Source organism: Mycobacterium sp. NGS48 (genome assembly GCF_059812585.1).
The window spans coordinates 198,501-222,743 of record NZ_JCALCY010000002.1 but is presented as its reverse complement, the minus strand read 5'-3'; the positions used below and the strand labels follow the sequence as shown (position 1 = coordinate 222,743).

The following is a 24,243-nucleotide window of genomic DNA, read 5'->3' as shown; positions in this document are numbered from 1 at the left end:
GCTGATGACGGGAACTGTCCGCTCGGCGGCGACGTCGACGGGCGGGGCGGTCGTCACAAGCACCGATCGTAGGCTGTGGCCCATGACCGCTGGCCGACTATTGCTGGGCGCCACCCCGCTGGGCCAGCCGTCGGATGCCTCACCGCGGCTGATCGCCGCCCTGGGGTCCGCCGACGTGGTGGCCGCCGAGGACACCCGGCGGGTGCGGACACTGGCCAGCGCGCTCGAGGTCCGCATCGCCGGCAAGGTGGTCAGCCTCTACGACCAGAACGAGGACACCCGGGTGCCTGCACTGGTCGACGAGATTACCGACGGCGCGACGGTGCTGGTGGTCAGCGACGCGGGGATGCCGGTGATCAGCGATCCGGGCTACCGGTTGGTGGCGGCGTGTGTCGACGCCCGCCTGGAGGTGACGTGTTTGCCCGGGCCGTCGGCGGTGACCACCGCGCTGGCGGTGTCGGGGCTGCCGTCGGACAAGTTCTGCTTCGAAGGGTTCGCGCCGCGTAAGCAGTCGGCGCGACGCAGTTGGTTAGCGTCGCTGGCGCAGGAGCGGCGCACCTGCGTGTTCTTCGAGTCGCCGCGCCGACTGGGCGCCTGTCTGCACGACGCCGCCGAAGAGCTCGGCGAGACGCGGCGGGCGGCGGTGTGTCGCGAGCTGACCAAGGTGCACGAGGAAGTAGTGCGCGGGACGCTGGCGGAGCTGGCCACCTGGGCGGCCGACGGCGTGCTCGGCGAGATCACAGTAGTGCTGGCCGGTGCACAGCCACGTGCAGACATGACGACGCTAGTGGCCGAGGTGGAAAACCTGACGCGCCAAGGGATTCGCGTCAAAGATGCGTGTGCGCAGGTAATCGGCGAGACGCCGGTGTCACGGCGTGAGCTCTACGACGCGGTCCTGCGGTCGAGAAGCTGACAGGATCGGTGCCGCTTTGTGCAGGCACTCGCGCCATTCCGCGTCGGCGTCGGAATCAGCGGTGATGCCACCGCCGGACCCCAGCACCGCGTTGCCGGCGGTGTCGAATTCGACGGTCCGGATGGCTACATTGAGCTCGCAGCCGGCGACCGGAGATGCCAAACCCACTGTGCCGCAATAGACTCCGCGTCGCAATGACTCCCATTGCGAAATCAGCTGACGGGCCCGCAGTTTCGGAGTTCCGGTGACTGAGGCGGGCGGGAAGGTGGCGTCCAGTAGTTCCGATGTCGGCAGGTCGACCGGCACCAGTGCGGAGACCGTGGACACCAGATGCCACACGCCCGGGGCGGGCCGCACCACCAGCAGCTCGGGCACGGTGACCGTTCCGGTGATCGCCACCCGGCCCAGGTCGTTGCGGACCAGGTCGACGATCATGATGTTTTCGGCTACGTCCTTGACCGAAGCCCGCAGCGCTGATGGCGGGGCGTCCAGCGGCAACGTGCCCTTGATCGGACTGGAGGTCACGACGGCGCCGCGCCGGCGCAGGAACAACTCCGGTGACAGCGACGCCACGGCGCCCCACGGCCCGGCAAGATAGGCCGCCCGGGCCGGGTCCATCTGCTCGACGGCGTTGACGAAGAAGTCCAACGGCGCTCCGCTGACGGAGCCGGTGAACTGCGTGCACACGCACGCCTGGTAGACCTCCCCGGCGCGGATGGCCTCCAGGCAGGCCAGCACTCCGGCGCGGTGGGCGTCCCGGTCGCCGGCATCCCAATCGATCCGGCAAGTCCGCCCCGGCGCCGGCGTGGCCAGTGCTTCCGCCAGCCATCCCGGCATCGCCGCACCCGACAGGCTCTCGTACCACCACTGCCCGCCGCGGTCGTAGCGCAACACGCAGTCGGTCCACCCGCCGGCCGCTTCGGGGATCCGGGGCGGCCGCCCGTCGTCGCCGGGATCGGGGTAGGACAGGTAGCCGATCCAGCCGCCGCCCACCGCGGCGGTCCCGGAACCCGGGCGGACGGTGAACGCGTCGACGGCGCCGACCGGCTGCACCGACACGCTGGGCGCGATGACTGCCTGGGCGCCGAACCAGTCGCCGGTCAGCGCGGCCGGCGGCGGAAGACCACGCCAAAGGGTGGCCGCGCCGACAGCACGCAGCACAGCGGCGGCGCCGCCGAGATCGCCGAGCCGGTCGATTCGCACCAACCCAGCTTTGCAGACGCTCAGCCGCGGCTGATCTCGTGTGGGGTCGTCAGCCTGGTCAGCTTGTCGGGGTTGCGCATCGCGTAGAAGTTGGTGATCTTGCCGTCGATGATTTCGACGGTGAATACGCCCTCCAGCTGGCCGGCGCGGTACAGCAGCACCGCAGGCGCGGCGTTGCACACCACCGTTTCCACCCGGACATCGGGAACCTGCATGCCCCGGCCCACCAACCCGACGACCGCCCTGGCAACCTTCTCGGCGCCGACCACCGGGCGGCGCGCCGCGCTGGCTTTGCCCCCACTGTCCGCGGTCCAGGTCACATCGGGCGCCAGCATCGACATCACGGCTGTGACGTCACCGGTGGAGGCCGCCGCCATGAATTCCGCGGTGATGCGCGCATTTTGTTCCGGATCGACCGGAGTGAAGCGACGGCGCCGGGCTTGCACGTGTTCGCGGGCCCGGTGTGCGATCTGTCGCACGGTCGGCGTGGGTTTGCCGACCGCATCGGCGATTTCGGCGTAGTCGAAGCCGAACACCTCTCGCAGCACGAACACCGCGCGTTCGTCGGGCGTCAGTGTCTCCAGCAGCACCAGCATCGCCATCGACACCGATTCGGCCAGCACCACGTCGGCCGATGGATCCTGTTCGTCGAGCAACAGCGGCTCGGGCAGCCAGGGGCCGACGTAATCCTCGCGGCGCCGGGCACCGGCCCGCAGCGCATTGAGCGCCTGCCGGGTGACCAGCCGGGCCAGATAGGACTTCGTATCGCGCACGGTCGACAAGTCGACGTCGGCCCATCGCAAATAGCTGTCCTGTAGGACATCGTCGGATTCGGTCGCACTGCCGAGGATTTCGTAGGCGATGGTGAACAGCAACGGCCGCAGCAGGGTGAACCGTTCGGCGTGTTCGCTGGGCGCGGCGGTCACGATACGGTGACCGCCGCATCCGCGATTCGCTGCGGGCGCTTGCCGCCCTTGAGCCAGCGGTACCAACCGGGCTTTGCGGCCTCGCGGCGAATGCCCCAAACCGTTCCCCTGCAGACCGCTTCCTTGATCGGCGCGCCGAACCGCCCGCCGATCGCGACGTTGATCGGGGTGTCGTCGGGGCGGGCCAGCTGGACAGTGGCATACGACCGGCCGAGGCTGATGCACTGTCCGGTGAACGCCTGATTCACGGGCGCGGGCTCGATGCCGGCGATGCGGCTCAGGACGGTGTTGGCCGCTTGGGCGCCGAGCGGGATCGCAGCCTGGCAGCTCATCCGCAGCGGCGCACCCGACGGCGCGGCGGAGTCTCCAGCCGCCACGATGCGGATGTCGTCGACGCTGGTCAGCGTCTCGTCGGTGAGTAACCGGCCCAACCCGTCGGTGCGAAGTCCGCTGCGGCCGGCCAGGTTTGGTACCCCGAAGCCGGCCGTCCACACCGTGACTGCGCTGGGCAAAACGGCACCGTCGGTAAGCACCACCGCATTCGGCCGTACTTCGGCGACGACGGCCGTCTCCAGTACCTCGACGCCGAATCGCGCCAGCGCCTTGGCTACCGAGCGCCGGCCGACGCGTGCCAGTGACGGCCCCAACACGCCGCCACAAACCAGTGTCACGCGCCGGCCCTGTTCAGCCAGTTCGGAAGCTGTTTCGATGCCGGTCAATCCACCGCCGACAACGGTGACCGGGGCTTGCGGACCCAGCGCTGCCAGGGCACCGCGTAACCGCTCGGCCTGCTCGAATTCACCTATCGCATAAGCGAATTCAGGAGCGGCGGCGGTGCTGCCGACGGCATAGATCAGATAATCGAAGTCCAGCGTGGCGCCGGAGGCCAACGCCAGCGTGGAATCAGTGGTCTCGATCCGCTCGGCGGTGTCGACGACCAGTTGGATGTCCTCGCCCAGCATTGTGCCGTAGTCGACCGTGGCGGCATGCGTGCCGGCGACGAGTTGGTGCAGTCGGATCCGCTCGACGAACATCGGGCGCGGATTGACCAGTGTGATGTCGACATCGGCACGCATCCGCAGGTGGTTGGCCGCCAGTGATCCGGCGTATCCGCCGCCGACCACGACGACGTGGGTGCGCTGCTCGCTCATAGCTGTCTCCTAGTTTCTCGCGGGTTGTGCCCTTGAGACACCGCCGGTGCGGCGAGTGTGACATCTGGTGATCGAGATCACTCCCGGCGTAAACGCGAACTCGTCGCCCCCGGGCTGCCGACGCCTGAATTGGTTGTCTGCCAGACTCCTCCGCAAACTTGTATCGGTGAGTATGCTGCGTCATTAGCGCAGCCGTAAGCGACCCGCCTTTGAGGTAGATGACATGAGGGCGCTAATCCGAAAGGTCTGGGAGCAAAGCCCTCGGCCCCATGGCTCGAAAGCGTGTTGGTTGGCCGCCAAGATGGGCCAAAACGTGCACGCCGGAGGGTTAGGCATAAGACGATGACGGAGCCGGCCTACCTGGGTGAAATGGATGCTGACACCGGCGCCATGACGATTGCGCACCGGTTGGAGCAGCACGCAAGTGTGCGTCCGGATTGCCGCGCCTTCTCGTTCGTCGAGGACGGAGAGGGTGTGAATACGCGCACCTGGGCCGAACTCGCCATGGGCGCGCGCGCCGTGGCTGCCGTCTTGAACGACCTGGCGCGTACGCCAGAGCAGCCACGCGCGCTGCTACTCATGCCACAGGACGCGACGTTCCTCGACGCGCTGTTCGGCTGCTTCCGGGCTGGCGTATGCGCGGTTCCGGCGCACGTTCCGATCCCGTCGCGGCTCGCGCAGACACTGCCGCGTCTTTGCGCGATCGTCGCCGACGCTCGGCCCCACGTCGTGCTCACCACCGGTGAACTACTCGCTGCGCGAGCGCTGGTTCCCGAACTCGCGGATATCCCATGTATCGCGATCGACGAGCTTCCCGCGACTGACGCACCGACGCGGGAACCGACCGTCACCCTGGAAGATCTCGCCATCCTGCAATACTCATCGGGCTCGTCCGGGGTTCCGCGCGGCGTAATGGTGAGCCACGCGAACCTGATGGCGAACGAGGCGATGATCGAGGACGCGTTCGAGCACACCTCGTCGACGGTGGCGCTTGGTTGGCTGCCGTTCCAGCACGACATGGGGCTCATCGGTTACGTGGTGCAACCGGTGTACACCGGTTTCGAGTGCGTGATCATGACTCCGCTGCAGTTCCTCAAACACCCGCTGCGCTGGCTGCGCGAGATCACGCAGTACCGCGCTACAAGGAGCGGCGGGCCCAACTTCGCCTACGAGATGTGCGTCGCTGCCGTGGAGCGCCAAGGCAGCAAGAGCCTCGCCGGTCTCGATTTGTCGAGTTGGGACCTCGCGTTCGTGGGCGCCGAGCCGGTGCGCGCGGCGACACTCGACCGCTTCGCGGCCACATTCGCCGCGGTTGGCTTTCGCCGCGAGGCGTTCTACCCGTGCTACGGCCTCGCCGAGGCGACGCTGATCGTGTCGGGCGGGCGATACGGCGAGCCACCGGCCGTCTGGAACGACCCGAGCGGCCCTACGCGCGTGAGCTGTGGTCGCGCGTGTGTCGGGACCGAGCTTGCGATCGTTGATCGCGCCCGCTGCGCTCGCTGCGACGACGGCGTCGAGGGCGAGATCTGGGTACGTAGCGCAAGTGTCGCGGGCGGTTACTTCGGCGACGAACAGGTGTCGCGCGACACGTTCGCCGCCACGCTTGACGGGAGAACGTGGCTACGCACCGGCGATCTCGGTTGCATCGTCGACGGCGAGCTGTACATCACCGGTAGGGCCAAAGACGTGGTCGTCAAAAACGGCGTCAATTACGCCGCCGAGGATCTCGAGACCACCGTTGAACAGCTGCGCCTTGGATCGCTCTATGCGAACGGATGCGCGGCATTCAGCCACGATGACGGCCTGCGCGAGCATCTGGTGATCGTCAGCGAGATCGCACGCGACGCGGAAGCGGAATGGAGCGAGGTGGCCGACCAAATCGTCGCCGCTGTTGCTACCGCGCATGGGACGCCGGCCGACTCGGTCGTGTTTGTCCGCCGCGGCGGCATCCCGCGCACCACCAGCGGCAAGATCAGGCGCAGCGAGTGTCGCAGCTTGTACTCGCGCGGTGAGCTCGTCGAGGTTCATCGTCATGTGACCGGGCAACGCACATGATTCGCGGTTACGCGCTCGCCGTGTTCACAGTTTTCGCGCCGCCGGCGGCCGTGATCGTGGCGGCGGCGTTGTGGTTCGCCGGAGTGGCACCGTCGCGAACCGACCTGATCGTGTTGGCGGTCGGTGCGACCGCGACCATATCGGGCGTCGAGTTGGGCTTCCACCGTTATTTCACACACCGCTCCTTCACCGCACATCCGGCGCTGATCTGGATCCTTGGTGCGCTCGGATCGAGCGCATTCCTTGGGCCAGTGATGTGGTGGGTCGCGACGCATCGCCGCCACCATGCGCTCACCGACCGCGAGGGTGATCCGCACTCGCCGCACTGGCCGTTCAGCGGCCTGCACGGGTTGGTGCACGCGCACGTCGGCTGGCTCTTTCGTCCCGAACACACCGCGATGGCGATCTCCGCAGGCGAAGTGAGGGACCTCTGGCAAAGCCCACGCACGATCGCGCTGCACCGCAGCTACCTCCTGTGGGGCGTGCTGGGACTGGCGATCCCGACGCTGATCGGTTTCGCCGGCGGCCCGCGCGGCGCGCTCACCGGTTTCCTGTGGGGCGGGATGATTCGCGTGTTTCTGGTGAGTCAACTGACCTGGGCCGTCAATTCGCTCGGCCATGCGTTCGGTGGCCGGGCGCAGTTGCCGCACTCGGGGCAGGCGCGCAACAACATATGGCTTGCAGTTCCCGGCATCGGTGGCGGATATCACGCCAACCACCACGACGCGCCGCGGGCGTACACCACCCGGGTGCGTTGGTGGCAGATCGATATCGGAGGCGCGGTGTTACGCGTGTTGTCGGCGTGCGGGTTGGTTAGTGACCTCAAGCAGCCGGTGCTCAGCAAGTCGGAGTCGTGAATGAGCGAAACATACTTAGGTGCCGGGCCGGCCGCGATTCGCCATCACTATGACGTCGGCAACGAGTTCTGGCGGATCTGGCTCGATCCGACGATGAGCTACTCGTGCGCGATGTGGGAAGACCCAGACGACGATCTCGAGCGCGCGCAACGTCGCAAACTCGACTATCACGTCGATCAGGCGCGCGCGGCCGGTGCAGCGCGCGTGCTCGACGTCGGCTGCGGTTGGGGCGCCATGCTCACGCATCTGGTGAACGCCCACGGTGTGCAACACGCTGTCGGGCTCACCCTCTCCGACGCACAGGCGGAGTACCTGCGCGCGACCGCGCCAAACAACGTCGAGGTCCTAGTGCGCAATTGGAGTGACTACCAACCGACCGCGCCGTTCGATGCCATCATCTCGGTAGGCGCTTTCGAGCATTTCGCGCGTCAAGGCTTGTCGCCGGAGGAGCAAGTCGAGGCCTACCGCAGATTCTTCCGAGCGTGTCGCGATTGGCTGAAGCCGGACGGGCGCCTCTCGCTACAGACGATCGCCTACGGCGACATCCCGCGCGATCGACCGCTCCGGGATCGCTTCATCGTCGACCATGTTTTCCCGGAGTCGGAACTGCCACGGCTCGCCGACATCGCGCGCGCTGCAGAGATGGAACTCGAAATCGAAAGGGTGCGAAACGATCGCGGCGACTACGTCAAAACGCTGCGCGCGTGGTTCGATCGCTTGCGGGCACGGCGAGAGGACGCGATCGCGGTGTCGAGCGAGGAGGTGGTTGCGTGGTGCGAGCGTTACCTGCGCATGTTTGCGTACTCGATGGAGCTCGGCGCGTTCACACTGCTGCGCGTGACCATGCGCCGGATCGATCTGCCGGGGCGGTGGTAGCAATTTATTTGCAAGAGCAGACTCTCGCCGCGCGCCGCCGGCCGGCTTCCACTGGAAATTCGACGTGAGTGGTTTGGTTGGGACCTATCACTTCAAGGTCGCACGCGAGAACGGAATCGCACCTCACACGTCCACGGCATTCGAGCACGCGATTGCGCACTTTTACCGCGGGCTCACCAAACTTGCGGGCTAATGAAGCTCATATGCGTGCCCGGTGCTGGACGAACGACTGCGCTCTTCGCGACGTGGCACGCATTGATGCCAGATTGGCTTTCCCTCGTTCCGCTCGAGCTGCCGGGGCGTGGCGCCCGCATCAACGAGCCGCCACTTGCAACGATGAAGCCGCTCGTCGAGCGGCTCCTTCCCGAACTTCTAACGCTGGGTGATCAACCACTCGCGATCTTCGGACACAGCCTCGGCGGCAAGATCGGCTTCGAACTCGCGCGCCGGTTGGTCGCGTACGAACGTGGACCGGTTCATTTATTCGTCGCCGCGTGCCCGCACGATCGGTACCCCGCGTGGGGGCGTGGGCTGCATCTTCGTCCGCGCGAGGAGTTGGTCGCAGAGTTGCGCCGGTTGGGCACACCGCTGCAGGTCTTGAACGACGTGGAGCTGGTCGACCTCCTCATGCCGATGATCCGCGCCGACTTTCAGCTTGCGGTCGAATACTCGGCCGATGCCAGCGCGCCGCTGCCATGTCCGATTACTGCTTTCGCCGGCCAGCGTGACCCGGACATCACCGTGGACCAAGTGGCCGGCTGGGCAAATCACACGACGGCGACTTTTCGCCTCGCAACGCTCGACGCCGAGCACCACTTCGTTCGTGAGCGCGCCCACGAGCTGGTTACAGGCATTGTGCGCGCGCTAGTTGAGTAACTTGCAGGAGGATGAGTTGAAAAGTTATGAGGACATCGAAACGATGCTTGCCGCACACGTCGCACACCGAACTAAAACGTCAGCCAGCGATATCGATCGCACGCGCCGGTTCGATCACCTCGGCCTGGATTCCGCGGACGCGGTTGCGCTGATGGGCGAGCTAGAGGATTTCGTTGGCCGCCCGTTATCCGCCTCTCTGCCGTATAAGTTTCCGACGATCGAGCGGCTCGCGCGGTGCGTGGCCAACGGCGACGGCTAGCTTTTGCCGGTCCGCCTGGGCCGAGTAGCCACCCCCCGGCGGACCAGCGGCCCGCATCGTCTGAGCTGGGACGAAAGCGGCCAGGCAACGTCACGCTGCCGGTCTCGTCACATATCTGACTAACACTTGCCGGCAACAGAATTTCGTGCTGCATGCTTCATAGATGACGCGTTTCGGTCGTCCAAGTGAAACGTCGCTTTAGCCAGTCAGCGCCTCGGATATTATTTTGCGTTTCCGTGCGTCGCGATTCCATGCTGGACTTCGACGGCTGGTTGTCTTTGAAACGGCCAAAGAGTAGCTATAATTGAATTCTGGGGCATAAAGATGGTTGGCAAAAACCAACAAATAAATCCGGTACGTATTTAAATTCATACAGAACAAAGCTGGAGTCCGATTATATGCACAAACCGATACCGATGAGTGTCATTGCACCGAATCCCATGACTATCGGTCGGTTCGAGCTCCCCCAGCGCCTTAGCTGGCGCGATCCTGATATCGGCTACACGTTAGTGCTGTCGCAGCCGGCCGTCGACCCCGACTTGTGGAGCGAGTTCTCACTGGGTGCACAGAGAAGCTATCGCAAGCATGGTGTCGAGTGCGCCCTCGACGTCGATGCACTGCGTAGCGGAGCCGACACCATCATGTTCTTCGCCGTGATCGATGATGCCGGACAGATGCTCGGGGGCTTGCGAGCCAAGGGACCGCTACGATCGGCTGACGACTCGCATGCTGTCGTCGAATGGGCAGGGCAGCCCGGCCAACAGGCGGTCCGCGACATGATCACAGACCGGATCCCCTTCGGCGTCCTGGAGTTGAAGGCGGGCTGGGTAATCGACGACCCGGCTCAGAATGGTTCAGTTACCGACGCTTTGGCTCGCAGCGGTTTCCACATTGGCGCGCTCCTCGACTGTCAGTTCATGATGGCCACTGCGGCGGCGCACGTGCTGAACCGCTGGCGATCATCTGGTGGGGTGGTGGCAGCTATTCCGGCTGCGCCCTATCCTGATGCCCGCTACCAAACCAAGATGATCTGGTTGAACCGGCGCGACTTCGTTAACTACGCCGAACCGCAGCAGGTCGCCAAAACCCTGATGGAGGGGCAGCGACTAACCGAAGAGTCCTACCGCAGTGGCACTGACTTCGCGGCGCGGAATGCGGTGTAACGCCGGGCTAATACGTGAAGTCCATCGGCACGTGACCCCGGCCAAGTAGCGACTCCATCGCCGCTCCGTCGAGCGGGCGGGACAACAGAAACCCTTGTGCCCGGAAGCAATCCAAGGCAAGCAGTAGCCTGACCGCGGCAGCGGTCTCGACGCCTTCAGCGACGACATCGAGTCCAAAAGCGTTGGCCAAGGCCGTCACCTGCCGCACGATCGCTGAGTCGGCCGCGTCTGTCCCGAGGTCGCGGATGAATTCCTTATCGATCTTGAGCCTGTCGACAGGAAGAGACTTCAAATATGTCAGGGCGCTGTAGCCAGTGCCAAAGTCGTCGATCGCAACCTGCACACCTATTTCCTTGAGTCCGGCCAGCGTCTTGTGGGTGGTGGCGATATCTTTGACTACAACGTGTTCGGTAATCTCCAGGCATATCGTGCCGGCGTCGAGGACGAACTCGTCGAGCGTCCCGGCGACCATGTCGACAAAGCCATTCGTGACAAGCTGCGCGGGCGACACATTGATGCTCAGCGCCACATCGTGTCCCAGGCCACGGTCATGCCAATGGCTGAATTGCGCACACGCGGAACGCATTACGAGCCGGCCAAGCTTACCCGCCAGATTGGTGGATTCGACCACGTCCATGAACGAATCAGGCATCAGCAGTCCTCGAGTTGGGTGACGCCAACGTATGAGCGCCTCGGTCCCGAGGATCTGGCCGGTGCGCATGTCGACCTCGGGGAGGTAATGCAGGACCAGTGCGCCGGTATCGCTCTCGATTGCCCCTTCTAGGTGAAGCTCGATGTCATTGCGTATCGCGAATTTCTCCGACATCTCCGGGTTGAACGCCGCTACCGCGTTTCCGCCGACGCTCTTGGCGGACACGACGGCCTGATCGGCTCGGCGGAGCACGTCCGACGAGTTGTCGTGCCCAGGTATGCCCACGGCGACCCCGATACTGACAGTGCGGGTGATGGTTTCGCCGTCCACCGCAACCTGCGTGTAAACCCGCTTCTGCAGCTGTTTGGCCAACGCCTCGCCGGTGTTGGCGTCCATCGGGACCGCCGGCACAATGACAAACTCGTCACCGCCGAAGCGTGCGATGACCGATGAAGCATCAGCGGCTTCACGCAAGAGTTGGGCGAAGATCTCGATGAACCGGTCGCCGGCTTTGTGTCCGAGGTGGTCATTGACTGCCTTGAGGCGGTCCAGATTAAGGAACACCAATGCGACTGGACCAGGCTGGCCCTCAGCAAGTCGGCCGTCGAGGTGGGCGATCAACGCCCTGCGGTTGAGCAGTCCGGTCAGGTCGTCGTGTTCGGCGAGATAGTGAAGTTGCTCTTCGGCGACGGTGCGTCCCTGCACCTGAGCGAACAAGGTGGCAATCGCCTGCAGCGCGTTCAACTCCTCAGATAGCCACTCGCGGTCCCCGTACCTGACGAATCCCAGTGTGCCGGTGGTGATGTCCCCGGACAACAGGGGCACGCACGCGAGGGAGACTGCGGGGATACCTGAGCCTTCCTCGATATTGCGTTGATACTCGGCGTTTGTAGGCTCGGGACGCAAAACACCGGGCACTTTGAGGTGCTCGGCTATCGCAAAGACCGAGTCGGCGCCGGCGAAATACACCGCACCGATGGGATCGGGGTCGGGAACGTCTTGGCGTGGCGGCCATTCGGCGACCAGCACTGTCGCGTGGATTGCATGGTCATTGTGGCGCAGGAAGCTCCAGTCCACGCCGAAGTAGCTAACTAGGTCGGCGAGCACTCGCTGGCTGATTGCGACGTGGTCAGCTGCGGTGGCTGCCATCAATTCGGCGGCGGCCGCCGTGACCAGATCGTCCAGACTGCGGGCCATAGCACTCATAATTAGGCGCTGTCTATGTTACGGCTGTGTTAACAAATTCGACACGAGCAAGGTTGCGACGGCTCCGCACCGATGCCCGCCTGTCGACGGCGAGTCGTAGCACCAGAACAGCGGAGGTCTCAGCCGGTAGGCGGACGAGCTGCCGGAACTCCTTCTGCAGTTGACCCAGTTCGTCGGCAAACGCCGCCGACAATTCGTTCAGTTCCTCGAGATCGTGGACGTACAAGAAGATCGGCGAGGTGGGCTGGACGGCCAACCCGCGCTGCTGGGCGGTGATCCATACCGCCTCCGCGGCAGAACCGCCGCGGGCATAGTCGGCCAGGGCGCCGCCGGGCACCGAAATGACGGCTACCGCGGAGCTCCCCAACACGTGACGGCGACTGTCCTCGCCTAAGGCGGTCCCAACGTTCCACTGCGCCAGGTGAGCCATCACGTCTGGGCGGCGCAAGATGTCGAGCACGGCGAGATCGCCGGGGTCGAGTTCAAGGCTGCGCACGTCGATACCCGTGTCGGGATGTCGATCACCGGGCCAGCGCAACTCGGAGATCATTTCCTTGTGCAGTCGCGGCGTCAGGTAGCGGATACGGTCAGCGGAGGCAAGAACCGTTGCGGCCCTTGCGATATCGTCTCGCTCGGTCAAGAGATGCAGCCGCGCGCCCTCCCGTTCCGCGACAGTCTGGAGCAGTTCGACCGTGTCTGCGGCTATCGGTTGGGGCGTTCCAACCCGGCGGTTGGTTTCCCGCGCCAGCATCGGCTGGTAAAGCCCAGCCAGGTCGGGATCAGCCCCGCCGCCAAGGTGCAGCGTCGCTTGCAACGGCACCCCGCCGACGTCTTCGAGCAAGCTCACCGGCCCCAGTACCTGGTGGGCGGCAGCGGCTACTTGCGCGTTGAACAGGGCCGCTCCGAGCGCCACCGCACTGCCGCGAAATCCGACGTCCATCATCGAGGTGTGCTCTGGCGCAAGCTGAATGGTGATCACCTCTGGTTCGATCTCAATATGCCAGGGTTGAGCGTTTCCGCCGGACGGCGCGCGAATGGCGGCGTCGGCGATGGCACCCGAAACGCCCGGCAGCGTAGGACCGGAATCGGCAGCCGGGACAGGGGGGCAATCCTGCGCAATCTCCGGTTCGTCGAGCCGATCAAGCGCATCGCCGATGTCAATGCGAGTCCGACCGGATTGCAAGTTTTCGCCCAACCCGATTCTGCGCACCGCTTCGACCAGCACGGTCGCCCCTAATACCACCTCGCCGGCCACTTGCGGCCATGTCGACAGGGTGCGGTCGATCTCGATCACCGACGCCAGCAGTCGTGGCGACAACTGTTCGGCGTCGAGGAGACGGAGCAGGCGTGGAACGTTTTCCCGGCCGCTCATTCCGGCAAGCAACTCGATATCCAACTCGCCCAGCAGGCCATGCAGAATCGGGCGCTGCGGCTCGAGGTCGAAACGTTCCACGTCCACCAGGCCTCGGTCGCTGGTCGCCATCAGCACCGGAATCCGGCGGGCGCGGGCGCGCTCGCGGAGGACGGCCTTCATATGTAGTGAATCGCATTCCTCGACAACGATGTCCAATCCGTCGAGGAACTCGTCAACGGTGTCGAGCGTCAGCCCGGCGTCAAGAACTCGGACGGCCAGATACGGGTCGAGTTCGGCGATCCGGCGGGCCGCCACCTGAGCCTTGTTCAGCCCGAGATCGAAGACGGTCGCCGGCACCCGGTTCAGGTTGGACAGCTCGAACTGGTCGAAATCCGCCAGCCGAAGCTCGTGGCACATGCCTTCCGCCGCCAACGTGTGCGCGATGATGTGCCCAACGCTCAGACCTGCAACGCCGATGCGCAGCGCACCCAGCCGGCTTTGTTCCTCGGAGGTGATCGCATTGCGGTTGCGATCTAATCGCACTGCACGAAACCCCTTGGGCCCCAGAATTGCAACGACGGTGCGCCGCCAGGGATAGTAAGCCCAGCGGCCGGGTTCGGCGACCAACTCCGGATCAGGTGACGGCCGAAGTCGGCGCAACTCCTCGACTTGCGCTTCGTGATGATCGATGAACGCGATGGCGGGATCGACGCGTAGCTGTTCCAATTCGGTTTGGTCAACAGGGTCCCCTGCATCGAGAACGTGTGCAGTGCAGAAAGCTATGGCCGACTCCTTCGTCTACCCTGTGCGGGCGGCGGAAACCCTTGCGCGGGTCCGGTGTCATATATATATACTTCGTTTTTTCTGCATTGGTGTTTAGGCGTTCTCAAACTGATGCCAAATGCCTGATTTGGCACATGTTGAATATCTCATCGGCTAGAAGCGATGGCTGCGCGCCATGCAGGGGAGGCACGGGTGGAGCGCACCTTGGTCACCACGGTCGCAGCCCGGTTGATGAAGGCAACCGCGTCCAACGCCCAGCAGGTCGGCGAACGTGTGCTGGCGTATCTCGTTCGACAACTCGACGTGGATGCCAGCTTTGTGCGCTACAACGACGAGGAAGGGCGCGCCTCGGTGCTCTTCGCCGAGTGGCCACCACGCGCTGTCCCGGAGTCGGCTGATCTGCTCGCCGTCGTTCCGTTTACCAGCAAGGACCCGTTCTTCGCGATTTGCAAAAATCGCAGCAAACCGATCATCACCGAACTCGACCATAGGTCCTTGGCGTACCGCATCAGGCCAAGCCGCCACGTCGGCGCGCCGACCGCCGCCTGCGCGCCGCTGATTTCCGGGCAGGTGACCACCGGGATGATCGGGTTCGTCAAATTCGGTCGCAACATTTGGAAGCCGGAAGAGATAGCCATTCTCGAAGCGGTCGCCTCCCTCTTCGCACACCTGCACGCCCGCATTGCTGCCGAAGAAAAGGTCCGCTATCTGGCCGACCATGACGACCTGACCGGTCTACATAACCGCCGCGCGTTGGTGGCACACCTTTCCCGCAGGCTCGCAGATGAGGGCGACGGACCCGTCGGGATTATGTATCTCGACCTCGACCGGCTGAAGTCCATCAACGACAGCTTCGGCCATGCCGCCGGCGATTGGTTCATCCAGGTATTCGCTGAAAAGCTTCGGGAAAGTATCGGCAGTAATAGCGTGGTCGCCCGTATCGGTGGCGATGAATTCGTCGTCATTCCGGACCGGGCGATGACAACCGAGGCCGCGGAGGCATTCGCATACCGGCTTCAGCCGATGCTGTGTGATCGTCTGACGATCGGCGGCGACACCATCACCTCCACTGTCAGTATCGGCGTTGCGGTCGGCGTCGCGGGACGGGATGACAGCGCCAGCCTGCTCAGCCGTGCTGACGAAGCTGTGATGGCAGCCAAGCGCGCCGGCGGAAATGGGGTGGTGGTCTCCAGGAGCGGCCATATGTCGATTGAGGAGGCGCTCCGTGCCGATATTCGTCGGCACCTCCAGGGCGATATCGACAGAGAAGCCCTCATACTGCACTACCTGCCCGAGGTTGATTTGTGGAGCGGCGCCGTAGTAGCCGTTGAGGCGTTGGTCCGCTGGTGGAACCCCGAATTCGGTCTGCTGATGCCGGATTCTTTCATCGGCGTGGTCGAGTCAATGAACCTGACGGAGGAACTCGGCCGTTGGGTGTTGCGAAAAGCCTGTGCTGAGTTCAGCCGGTGGCGGTCAGGTGGCCTCGCGCGAAATGCCATCCTGCGGGTCAACGTCTCACCTGCTCAACTGGTTACCCGCGGCTTCGTCCGCAGCGTCGCGGACATCATCGGAGAATTCGGCATCGACAGCGGTTCGGTATGCCTCGAGATCACCGAGCGGGTCATGGTGCGTGACATCGAAACCACTCGACGAACGCTGCAAGAATTAAAGGAAGTGGGCGTTCAAATCGCGATCGACGACTTCGGCACGGGCTACGCCGTCCTGTCTCACCTCAAATCCCTTCCGGTCGATGTGCTCAAGATTGATAGGGCATTCGTGCGTGATTTGGGTGAGAGCGGCACCGACCTGGCGATCGTTCGCGCGATCATCGGACTTGCCGAGGCGTTCGACCTCCAAGTCGTTGCCGAAGGGGTCGAGACCCCGGCTGCTGCTATGACCTTGATGCAGCACGGATGTTACCGAGCGCAGGGATTCTTGCTATCTCACCCGTTGACCGCCGATGCCACCAAGTCTTTGCTGTCTACCGGCTGGATGCCGATGCCATTCCTCGCCGACAGTGAGGCGTTGTCCCTGGGCGCGATCTAGCGCGGTGGTGAGGATTGCGGGGGTCCGGCAGCGCGGGCCGTTGCGCGCGATCCTTCTCCGCCATCGCGGCCTCGCTGCAGGAAATCTCCAAACCGGTTGTCAAGAGCGATCGATATCCAGGCTCGCGTAAGAAACAAGTCGGTAACATTCGAATCTGTGACATTGATGTGCGGACCGCCGCGATGCGTGGATATACTGTCGTATTACGCCTGATACTGATCCGTGACCTGACTGACGTCGAGTAGCCCATTAGACAGACGCCGAATATCACACTGGACGACGAGAAACAGCGGCCACGATCTGAATTCCACGCACTGTCGGGGAGGACACCGTGCCGCGCAATCTGGTTGCCGCTGTGGCCAACCGATTGATGGAGGCGAGCGGATCCGACGCTGTCCAATTGAGTGAACAAATACTCGCTCAGGTCGCCGAAGACCTCAAGGCGGACTTTAGCTTTTTGCGTCGCAATGACCACGATCTCCATGCCTCGATCTTGATCGCGGAGTGGCCACCACGATCCGACGTTCCAGATCCTGACCCCCTGGCAGTTATCCACTTCGCTAGTGCCGACCCCTCATTCGCGGTCGGTGAACATGGCAAGACGCCCGTCGTGATTTCGCCTGAGCAGATGAAGCGCGCTTATCGACACTGGGTCGCGAATGGCTCTCGACCTGATCCTCCATCCGTGGCCGTCGCACCGCTGATCTCAGGAGAAGTGACAACTGGCGCGCTCGGCATCGTCAAATTCGGGCGCAGAAAATGGAAGCCAGAAGAGATCAACACGCTTGAGGCGGTTGCCTCTCTATTTGCGCAATTTCAGGCCCGTGTTGTCGCCGAAGAAAGACTTCATTATCTGGCTCAGCATGACGATTTGACAAGCTTGCATAATCGCCGGGCGCTTATTGAGTACCTTTCTGGCAGATTGGCACCGGGACGACCGGGACCCGTTTCTGTTTTGTATCTCGATCTCGACCGGTTGAAGTCCATCAACGATTGTTTTGGCCATACCGTTGGCGATTGGTTTATCCAGGTAGTCGCCGAGCGGCTTCGTGCGAGCGCGGGAAAGAGCATGACGGCACGGCTCGGCGGCGATGAGTTCGTCATCGTCCCGGACGGGCCGATGCCGAGCGATACCGCCGCAGTATTTGCCCGCGAGATTAAGACGAAGTTGTGCGAGCGTCTGGTGATTGCCGGCGATACGATCACTCCCGCTGTCAGCATTGGGGTAGCGGTGGGTGTCCCCGGACAAGATGACACCACTGATCTGCTCAGCCGTGCCGATGAAGCCGTCCTGATGGCCAAACGCGCCGGCGGCGACCAGATCGCAGTGACCAACGGTTACGTATCACTCAAGGACGCGCTGCGCACCGATATCGAACTCCATCTCCGGGAGGACATCGACAGCGAAGCGCTGGTACTGCACTACCTTCCCGAGGTCGATTTGTGGAGCGGCGCGATCCTGGGGGCGGAGGCGCTGGTCCGCTGGCGCCACCCCAGGCGAGGACTGTTGCTACCGGATTCGTTCATCGGCTTAGCGGAATCGACAAATCTCGGGCGGGAACTGGGGAACTGGGTCATGCGAGCCGCCTGCGCCGAATTCAGTAAATGGCGCTCCCACGGCGTGGGGCAAAACGCCACGCTGCGCATCAACGTCTCGCCTGTGCAACTGGTTTCCCGCGGTTTTGTCCGCAGTGTCGCGGACATTATCGACGAGTTCTGCATTGACAGCGGGTCGGTGTGCCTGGAGATCACCGAGCGGGTATTGGTGCGCGACATTGAAACCACTCGACGAAGGCTCGAGGAGTTGAAGGAGGTCGGGGTCCAGATCGCCATCGACGACTTTGGCACGGGCTACGCCGTTCTGTCACACCTGAAGTCCATTCCGGTCGACATGCTCAAAATCGACACGACATTCGTGCGCGACTTGGGTAACAGTGCGACTGATCTGGCGATCGTTCGCGCGATCATCGGCCTCGCCGAGGCATTCGGCCTTCAAGTGGTCGCCGAAGGGGTCGAGACCCCAGCTGCGGCACTGACCTTGATGCATTACGGATGCTACCGGGCACAGGGATACTTGTTGTCTCGCCCGATCAGCGCCGAAGCCATGGGATCACTACTTTCCACAGGCTGGATGCCAATGCCTTTCTTGGCGGACCGTGAGGCGCTGAACTCGGGGGCGATCTAAGGGCGGCCTGGCGAGCGAGTTGCCAGTACTTCGCCGATGATGGCCAGCAGACGATCCGCGGCGCAGTCAACGTTAAATCCCTGGGCGTAGTGACGCGCGGCCGCCGCCCCAAGCAGTGTCGCGTTGAAGGGATCAGCCAAGTCGTCGAATGCTGCGGTCAGTCCAGCGACGTCCTCGACTCCGATCGGTGGAAATCCCGGCGGCTGGTATTCAGGCAACCCGCCGACGGTAGAAACGATCGGCATGACGCCGAGTTGCATCGACAAGACCTGCACACCGCTTTGCGAGGCAACTTGGTAGTGGGCGATCGAGCCTTTCGCAGCCGCGAGCGTGGGGATGACATCGGAATTGCGGTAACTGCCGGGAACCCACCGAACGAATGTGGGCAGCGACCGAAGGACAAGCTGCCCGGCACCGATGAGCACCAAGTCATCGCCGCGCCAGTCGCGACCGGTTACATGTCGCTCCCAAGCTTCGAGCACCCGCTCGATGTTTTTGTACGGGTCGAGCCGGCCGATTAGCACGAAGTCATGGCGCCGGTCGGCGCCCACAAGCGGAGGGACCAGCGCCGCGTCGAGATCGCTGGTGCGCGGAACCACGTGCACCGGAGTGCCGCGTACATCAGGCCGCGCCGCAACGGCGGTTGCGACATAGTCGCTAAAGGTCACGGTCGCTGCCGAGCGGTCGAAGGCAGCACGTTCGCGTGCTGGTCGCTCCTCGGCGGCGTCGTGTACCAATTGGACACAAGGGACTGAACCGGCCAGCTCGATCCACCACGGATCGCGGACTAGCTCGGCGAGCACGACGTGGGGCCGATACGCCCGCACTCGCTGCTCGGCGGCTAGCCACGCGGGAAAATCTGAGCGAAACCCCGCTTCTAGTACCAACTCATAGTCGCGGGCTGCGTCGGGATCCTTGCCTTGATCGGACGTTACGAGCAGCACGTCGACACCCCGTCGGCGCAGCGCCTCGGTCTGCACTCGCGCGAGCGAGCGCAGGGAGGGCGAAAGCCACAGTACCCGAAGCGAATTCACGGCAGTGCGCTGACCGTGCCGAGGCAGGCGTTAGTCATCACCGTCAACTGTTTGACGACGTCGCGTCGATGTTCCATCTGACGACGGGCACCCGCACAGCGCGCTGGGGCACGTTGCCGATGAGTTCACCTGCCAAAGTCCGAAGGGGAACGCACATACTGATAACCCCTCACAAACGCCGAATACGTACTGAACATACGTTGTGTATGGTGATAGCATACTTTCAGTATCTCATCAAGTCAGGGCTCAGCTTGGCAGGCGAACATGACCAGCGTTTTACCCGCAAGCTCATGCACATCGGGGTTGACTGCGACCGACGACCGGCGGAGCTCGGGGGCGGTTCGGGAGGTCGTGGAAGGCGGTCCGAGCGTCATCGGCCAACTTGCCTGGCTCGGCGCTCGGCTTACCATCCGGCCAGCCCTGACGATTGGTAGCAGGGTGGCGAGCGCGCCGTGGCCGTGGGGCTTGGTTGACTTCGCTGCGGGGGCCGTCAGGCGCGCGCCGGGCAGTATCCGCACGCAGATTCGGTTGCCACATTGCACCGCGCGATTGGTCCGCGCTGCCGGTGTCGTGCCTGCCGAGGACAGCCGGCGCGTCGTCTTGTACATGCACGGTGGCGCCTTCTTGACCTGTGGTGCCAACACGCATGACCGGCTCGTCACCGTGTTGTCGAAGTATGCCGGGAGCCCGGTGCTGGTGATCAACTACCGGATGATGCCCAAGCATTCGATCGGTGAGGCGATCGATGACTGCTATGACGGCTACCGGTGGCTGCGTGGTCGGGGTTACCGGCCCGACCAGATCGTCTTGGCCGGAGACTCCGCCGGAGGCTACCTGTCACTCACGCTGGCCGAACGGCTGCTCGGTGAAGGCGAGAAGTTGGCGGCCCTCGTTTGCATGTCACCGCTGATGCAGATCGTCAGAGCGCCTAAGCAGACACATCCCAACGTCCGCAGCGATGCGATGTTCCCCGCTAAGGCGTTTGACGCATTCGTCGACTTGATTGACAGGGCAGCCCAGCGGGACGGGCGGTTTGAAAAGATCTATGAACCGCTCGACCATGTCGCGGTGGGCCTGCCCCGCACGTTGATTCACGTATCCGGTTCAGAAATCCTGCTGCACGATGCTCGGCTGGCGGCGCGGCGGCTGGCCACGGTGGGAGTACCGGTCCAGCTGCGGGTGTGGCCCGGCCAAATGCACGTGTTTCAGATTGCCGCGCCGATGGTGCCGGAAGCTAACCGGTCGCTGCGCCAGATTGGCGACTACATCCGTGAGGCGACTGAGCCGTATCACCGCGTGGCAGCAGGTACCGCCCGCACTCGCACACCTTCAACGTCAGCACCGGCGTACAGGCGACGGTCACCGCGCTGCACGAGCTGACAGCGCCGGCCCCGCATGGTCCACCTGCCGTGGCCGACAGTCTGCAGATTTCAGCGTTTTTGATGCGTTGATCTTGTCGTGTCGCTACTGTCCCACGCATGGCGGATGCCGAGCCACTGGGCGAGGGCTCCCAGAGCTACTCCAGCGACGGCACTGGTGTGGATGGCAATCGGCGCACTGAGCGGCGACGCAACCTGATGTCTGGTGATTCACCGGCGGACATCCTGAGGCGGTTGCCTGCTGTGGTGGTGCTGGAGCGGATCCCGGTTCCCACGGTTGCTGTCGGACGTGACGGCACCATTTTGTTCGCGAATACGGCGTTTGCAGAGATGGTGGGTTACCGGCAGGACGGGTTAACGGGGTTGGCGTTCCCTGACATCTTCCACACCGTGCCGAACGGGGCTGGCGGGCTCTCTGACGTTCATGCATTGGCAAACCTGGTCGTGGAGCTGCGGCATCGTGAGGGTTGGACGGTGCGGGCCAAGATGAGCAAGTCGGCGCTGAAGCGCAGCAGTGATCCGATCGTGTTGGTGACCTTTGAGAATTTGACCGAGCAACTGTGGACCGACGAGCGATAGTGCGTCGGTCAGGTGGGCCGGTGGCGTGGCGGGTGGCGTAGGGGCTCGCGGGCGAGAAACTCGCGGAAGTACGGCAACGATGGCTCAGCGACGATTGCGGGGAGGAGAAGGTCCAGGGAGCGGGTTAGTCGCTTGATGTGATCGTTGCCGTCTGCTGCCTTGGAGAGCAGTTGGGCGCCGAGCATGGCGTTGAGGATTGATTCGCTGACCACGCAGGGGTCGAGGCCCTCGTGGAGGTCGCCTTCGGTGCTTGCGCGTTTGGCCTGGGTCGTTATCGCGTCCAACCGGCTGCTCCAAACTTGGGAGGCTGCGCTGTTGAATTCAGCCAGTCCGCTGGTGAGCTGTTCAGCCGTGCGGGCAGTTTTGTCGGTGACAAGGAGGTCTGTGACGACGAAGACGCCGTGGACCATGTTCTCGAGTGCAGGCGAGGATGATTCGCACACGTGGCGGAACGCGTCGCGGGTCAGGTTGGTGCCGTGTTCGATGATGGCGGTTGCCAGCGCTTCTTTGGAGTCGAAATGGTGGTAAAGGGCGCCCTTGGTCATACCCACGCGCTCGATGATCTCGCCTAGCCCTGCGGCCGCGTACCCGACCTCGCTGAACAGATCTATCGCGGCGTTGAGGATCTTTTGGCGGGTGGCCTCCGAACGGGCTTGGGGCACCATCGTCCCTAAACCTCCGAAGTGCAGTAGACGTGTCGGGCTGGTGGTTGCTGTGCGAAGGGACGGCTGTGGTGTGCAGTCATGGTGAGAGCGCCGGAGCGGAAACCTTTTTCACGGCGAGTGCGTGGCGTCGTTTCATGAATAGGGTGAAGTAGTCGATTCGATCGGGATTGGTGAAGCTGGGCAGCGCCAGTACCCATGCGTTTTGAAGATTATCGAGGTGGTGCTCGGGTTGGTCGAGATCGCTGATTCGGCGGATACCCACCCACAGCGCCACTAGCATTTTGGCGATGTCTTCGGGGTCGTGATGTTCGGCGACGTCGCCCTCAATGATCGCCTTCTGGATGAGGGTGGTGACGAACTCGATCCATGTTTGCCACATCGTGGTGGGCAAGGCGGTTGTGTCATCCAGGGTGTCGAGCAGGCGGACGCCGGCCCGCGCCACCTCGTTTTGGGTGTCTTGAACGGCCAGGAGATAGACAAGGTCGATCAGTGTTTCCAGGCCCGACATCTTGCGGACAAGCAGCTCGGTGACTGCTGCACGGCTCATCTCGTTGAGGTCGTCGATGATCGCCAGAGCCAGTGCCTGCTTAGACTGGAAGTGGAAGTACATGGCCCCCTTGGTGAGTTCGGCCTCCGTCAGGATGTCGTCGAGGCTGACCATGCTGTACGTGCGGTGGGCAAACTGGCGTGATGCGGCGTCGATGAGTCGTTGGCGCGTGGTGTCGGCGCGCCGTTCGCTGGCTACAGTCATCGGCCCGCCTGTCTCGTCGCGGTCGCCGCGCAGCGGCGGGATGGCTTCGCGCCACGGCAGTTCCGCGGCCCAGTCGGTCTCATCGATGATAGGGGACGGTTAGCCGATAGCGGGCGGTGACCCGCCGGGCGGACACGCATTTCTCGTCCGTCCGGGGGAAGAGTTACGTTCGTCGAGGTCTTCGGTTGGTCCGCGGCTTGCCCTTCACCCAGTATCCCGGGTTTACCCATGCTTTTCATTTTAGTGTAAGACTGTCAGTCCGATGGAAAGGCTTGATTAAGGCCACTGAGTATGTATACTGCCGATTTAAGTACACCGAGGGTATACATCCAGTCGAAGCCTGGCGCTGCTGCACCGCGGTCCCCCGGGTCGTCCTGCTTCAGTTAGGGGAACCGATGTTCGCGGACACAGAGCGGGAGATGCTGACATCTGTGGCATCCCGGTCGAGCGCCCGACTGCTTGCGGGGGGCGTACACGCCTACCCGCGCGTGGGCGCTGGCGTGACCGGCGAGCGGCGGCGTAATCGAGGATCGGGCGATTCACCGGCGGACATCCTGACCCAGTTACCTGCTGTCGTGGTGTTGGAGCGGATCCCGGTGCCTTCGCTCGCTCTCACGCGGGACGGCGTTATCTTGTTCGCGAATACGGCATTTGCAGAGATGGTGGGTTACCCGCACGACAAACTAGCGGGGTTGGCGTTTCCTGAGATCTTCCATACCGTGCCGGCCGCGGTAGGCGCGCTCTCCGGCGTCGGCGCACTGGGCAATCTGGTCGTGGAGTTGCGGCATTGGGAGGGTTGGACGGTGCAGGCCAGGATGAGCAAGTCGGCGCTGAAGCGTAGCGATGATCCGGTTGTGTTGGTGACGTTTGAGAATTTGACGGACCGGCTGTGGATGGAAAGCACAAGCGCTGCCTGGTCGTGAGCGCCGTAGTGGCCGGAGCAATGAAGCGCCCGCCGATCCGGGCCAAGTATTGACGGCGTAGCCCTGGTCAGCGGCTACCGGTACCGGTTTGGTCCGATGGGATTAGACGCCGAGTGGCTGCGGCGGCGCCGTGCCTGTCGAGATAGGTCTCCGCAGGTGCATACCGATACTGATTGTGACTTCTAGTTTGTTATCGGTTTACATACAGTCGAATCGTATGTATCCTACCGATTCAAGCGTATCATCGGTATATGCGCAGGGTCGCACCCAGTCGCCGCCGCCGTAACCGCGGGGTGTCAGTGTGCGGATTACATGGGAGGGCCGCATGGGACCTTGACTAGCGAGTGGCTAACCGTCTGAGCCGGAGTCGGCGTTGGCAGACGTTCATGTGCACGCCGCCCGCACTG

General features: G+C 63.5%; 19 protein-coding genes and 1 pseudogene. 12 read left to right on the top strand and 8 right to left on the bottom strand.

The window, feature by feature from the left end:
- Positions 1-82 precede the first annotated feature (82 nt).
- Positions 83-913, top strand: coding sequence for a 16S rRNA (cytidine(1402)-2'-O)-methyltransferase (gene rsmI, locus AC5Y42_RS04705; RefSeq protein ID WP_499896184.1), 831 nt, complete (start codon positions 83-85; stop codon positions 911-913).
- Here the strand turns inward: rsmI and AC5Y42_RS04700 are convergent.
- From AC5Y42_RS04700 to AC5Y42_RS04690, 3 genes are read right to left on the bottom strand one after another with little or no spacing between them, the layout of a single operon-like run.
- Positions 869-2,116 (bottom strand): aminodeoxychorismate synthase component I, encoded by a 1,248-nt coding sequence (locus AC5Y42_RS04700; protein WP_499896183.1) that lies wholly within the window; start codon positions 2,114-2,116, stop codon positions 869-871. The genes rsmI and AC5Y42_RS04700 overlap by 45 nt on opposite strands.
- Before the next feature lie 20 nt (positions 2,117-2,136).
- Positions 2,137-3,042, bottom strand: a complete 906-nt coding sequence (locus AC5Y42_RS04695; protein ID WP_499896181.1) for an RNA polymerase sigma-70 factor — start codon at positions 3,040-3,042, stop codon at positions 2,137-2,139.
- Positions 3,039-4,193, bottom strand: a complete 1,155-nt coding sequence (locus AC5Y42_RS04690; protein ID WP_499896180.1) for an NAD(P)/FAD-dependent oxidoreductase — start codon at positions 4,191-4,193, stop codon at positions 3,039-3,041. The genes AC5Y42_RS04695 and AC5Y42_RS04690 overlap by 4 nt, the downstream gene beginning before the upstream one ends.
- A gap of 342 nt (positions 4,194-4,535) precedes the next feature.
- Here AC5Y42_RS04690 and AC5Y42_RS04685 point away from each other — a divergent pair, with 342 nt between their 5' ends.
- The 6 genes from AC5Y42_RS04685 (at position 4,536) to AC5Y42_RS04660 (ending at position 10,279) form a co-directional block, all read left to right on the top strand.
- Positions 4,536-6,248, top strand: a complete 1,713-nt coding sequence (locus AC5Y42_RS04685; protein ID WP_499896178.1) for a fatty acyl-AMP ligase — start codon at positions 4,536-4,538, stop codon at positions 6,246-6,248.
- 20 nt (positions 6,249-6,268) lie between these two features.
- Positions 6,269-7,105: an acyl-CoA desaturase gene (locus AC5Y42_RS04680; protein ID WP_499896177.1), complete on the top strand. Its 837-nt coding sequence runs from the start codon at positions 6,269-6,271 to the stop codon at positions 7,103-7,105.
- Entirely contained in the window at positions 7,106-7,981 is an 876-nt protein-coding gene (locus AC5Y42_RS04675) for a class I SAM-dependent methyltransferase (protein WP_499896175.1), read from the top strand.
- 192 nt (positions 7,982-8,173) lie between these two features.
- Positions 8,174-8,857 carry a thioesterase II family protein gene (locus AC5Y42_RS04670; RefSeq protein WP_499896174.1) on the top strand — a complete coding sequence of 228 codons (684 nt, stop codon included), beginning with the start codon at positions 8,174-8,176 and terminating at the stop codon, positions 8,855-8,857.
- Position 8,858: 1 nt separating this feature from the next.
- On the top strand, positions 8,859-9,116 hold the full coding sequence (locus AC5Y42_RS04665; protein ID WP_499896172.1) for an acyl carrier protein: 258 nt from the start codon (positions 8,859-8,861) through the stop codon (positions 9,114-9,116).
- 416 nt (positions 9,117-9,532) lie between these two features.
- Positions 9,533-10,279 carry a hypothetical protein gene (locus AC5Y42_RS04660; RefSeq protein WP_499896170.1) on the top strand — a complete coding sequence of 249 codons (747 nt, stop codon included), beginning with the start codon at positions 9,533-9,535 and terminating at the stop codon, positions 10,277-10,279.
- A 7-nt stretch (positions 10,280-10,286) separates the two neighbouring features.
- Here the strand turns inward: AC5Y42_RS04660 and AC5Y42_RS04655 are convergent, their stop codons facing one another.
- Complete coding sequence (locus tag AC5Y42_RS04655; RefSeq protein ID WP_499896169.1) at positions 10,287-12,128, bottom strand: putative bifunctional diguanylate cyclase/phosphodiesterase; 1,842 nt, start codon at positions 12,126-12,128, stop codon at positions 10,287-10,289.
- A 22-nt stretch (positions 12,129-12,150) separates the two neighbouring features.
- On the bottom strand, positions 12,151-14,274 hold the full coding sequence (locus AC5Y42_RS04650; RefSeq protein ID WP_499896756.1) for an Rv1355c family protein: 2,124 nt from the start codon (positions 14,272-14,274) through the stop codon (positions 12,151-12,153).
- Positions 14,275-14,436: 162 nt separating this feature from the next.
- Here AC5Y42_RS04650 and AC5Y42_RS04645 point away from each other — a divergent pair, with 162 nt between their 5' ends.
- On the top strand, positions 14,437-16,320 hold the full coding sequence (locus AC5Y42_RS04645; protein WP_499896167.1) for a putative bifunctional diguanylate cyclase/phosphodiesterase: 1,884 nt from the start codon (positions 14,437-14,439) through the stop codon (positions 16,318-16,320).
- Between the two features lie 331 nt (positions 16,321-16,651).
- A complete protein-coding gene (locus tag AC5Y42_RS04640) occupies positions 16,652-18,505 on the top strand; it encodes a putative bifunctional diguanylate cyclase/phosphodiesterase (RefSeq protein WP_499896165.1) in 1,854 nt (617 codons plus the stop codon).
- Here the strand turns inward: AC5Y42_RS04640 and AC5Y42_RS04635 are convergent.
- Positions 18,502-19,539: a glycosyltransferase gene (locus AC5Y42_RS04635; protein WP_499896164.1), complete on the bottom strand. Its 1,038-nt coding sequence runs from the start codon at positions 19,537-19,539 to the stop codon at positions 18,502-18,504. The two genes, AC5Y42_RS04640 and AC5Y42_RS04635, sit on opposite strands and share 4 nt — an antisense overlap.
- Positions 19,540-19,803: 264 nt before the next feature.
- Between AC5Y42_RS04635 and AC5Y42_RS04630 the strand changes: the two are divergent.
- Both AC5Y42_RS04630 and AC5Y42_RS04625 read left to right on the top strand, forming a co-directional pair.
- Positions 19,804-20,820 (top strand): annotated as a pseudogene (locus tag AC5Y42_RS04630) (alpha/beta hydrolase); the annotation flags it as partial.
- Positions 20,821-21,116: 296 nt separating this feature from the next.
- Positions 21,117-21,497 (top strand): PAS domain S-box protein, encoded by a 381-nt coding sequence (locus AC5Y42_RS04625; protein WP_499896755.1) that lies wholly within the window; start codon positions 21,117-21,119, stop codon positions 21,495-21,497.
- An 8-nt stretch (positions 21,498-21,505) separates the two neighbouring features.
- On the opposite strand, the gene AC5Y42_RS04620 is transcribed toward AC5Y42_RS04625, so the two are convergent.
- Together AC5Y42_RS04620 and AC5Y42_RS04615 are read right to left on the bottom strand one after the other, a co-directional pair.
- Positions 21,506-22,162 (bottom strand): TetR family transcriptional regulator, encoded by a 657-nt coding sequence (locus AC5Y42_RS04620; protein WP_499896162.1) that lies wholly within the window; start codon positions 22,160-22,162, stop codon positions 21,506-21,508.
- A 76-nt stretch (positions 22,163-22,238) separates the two neighbouring features.
- Positions 22,239-22,913 (bottom strand): ScbR family autoregulator-binding transcription factor, encoded by a 675-nt coding sequence (locus AC5Y42_RS04615; protein WP_499896161.1) that lies wholly within the window; start codon positions 22,911-22,913, stop codon positions 22,239-22,241.
- A 500-nt stretch (positions 22,914-23,413) separates the two neighbouring features.
- On the opposite strand from AC5Y42_RS04615, the gene AC5Y42_RS04610 reads away from it, so the two are divergent.
- A complete protein-coding gene (locus tag AC5Y42_RS04610; RefSeq protein ID WP_499896160.1) occupies positions 23,414-23,836 on the top strand; it encodes a PAS domain S-box protein in 423 nt (140 codons plus the stop codon).
- The last annotated feature ends 407 nt before the right edge of the window (positions 23,837-24,243 follow it).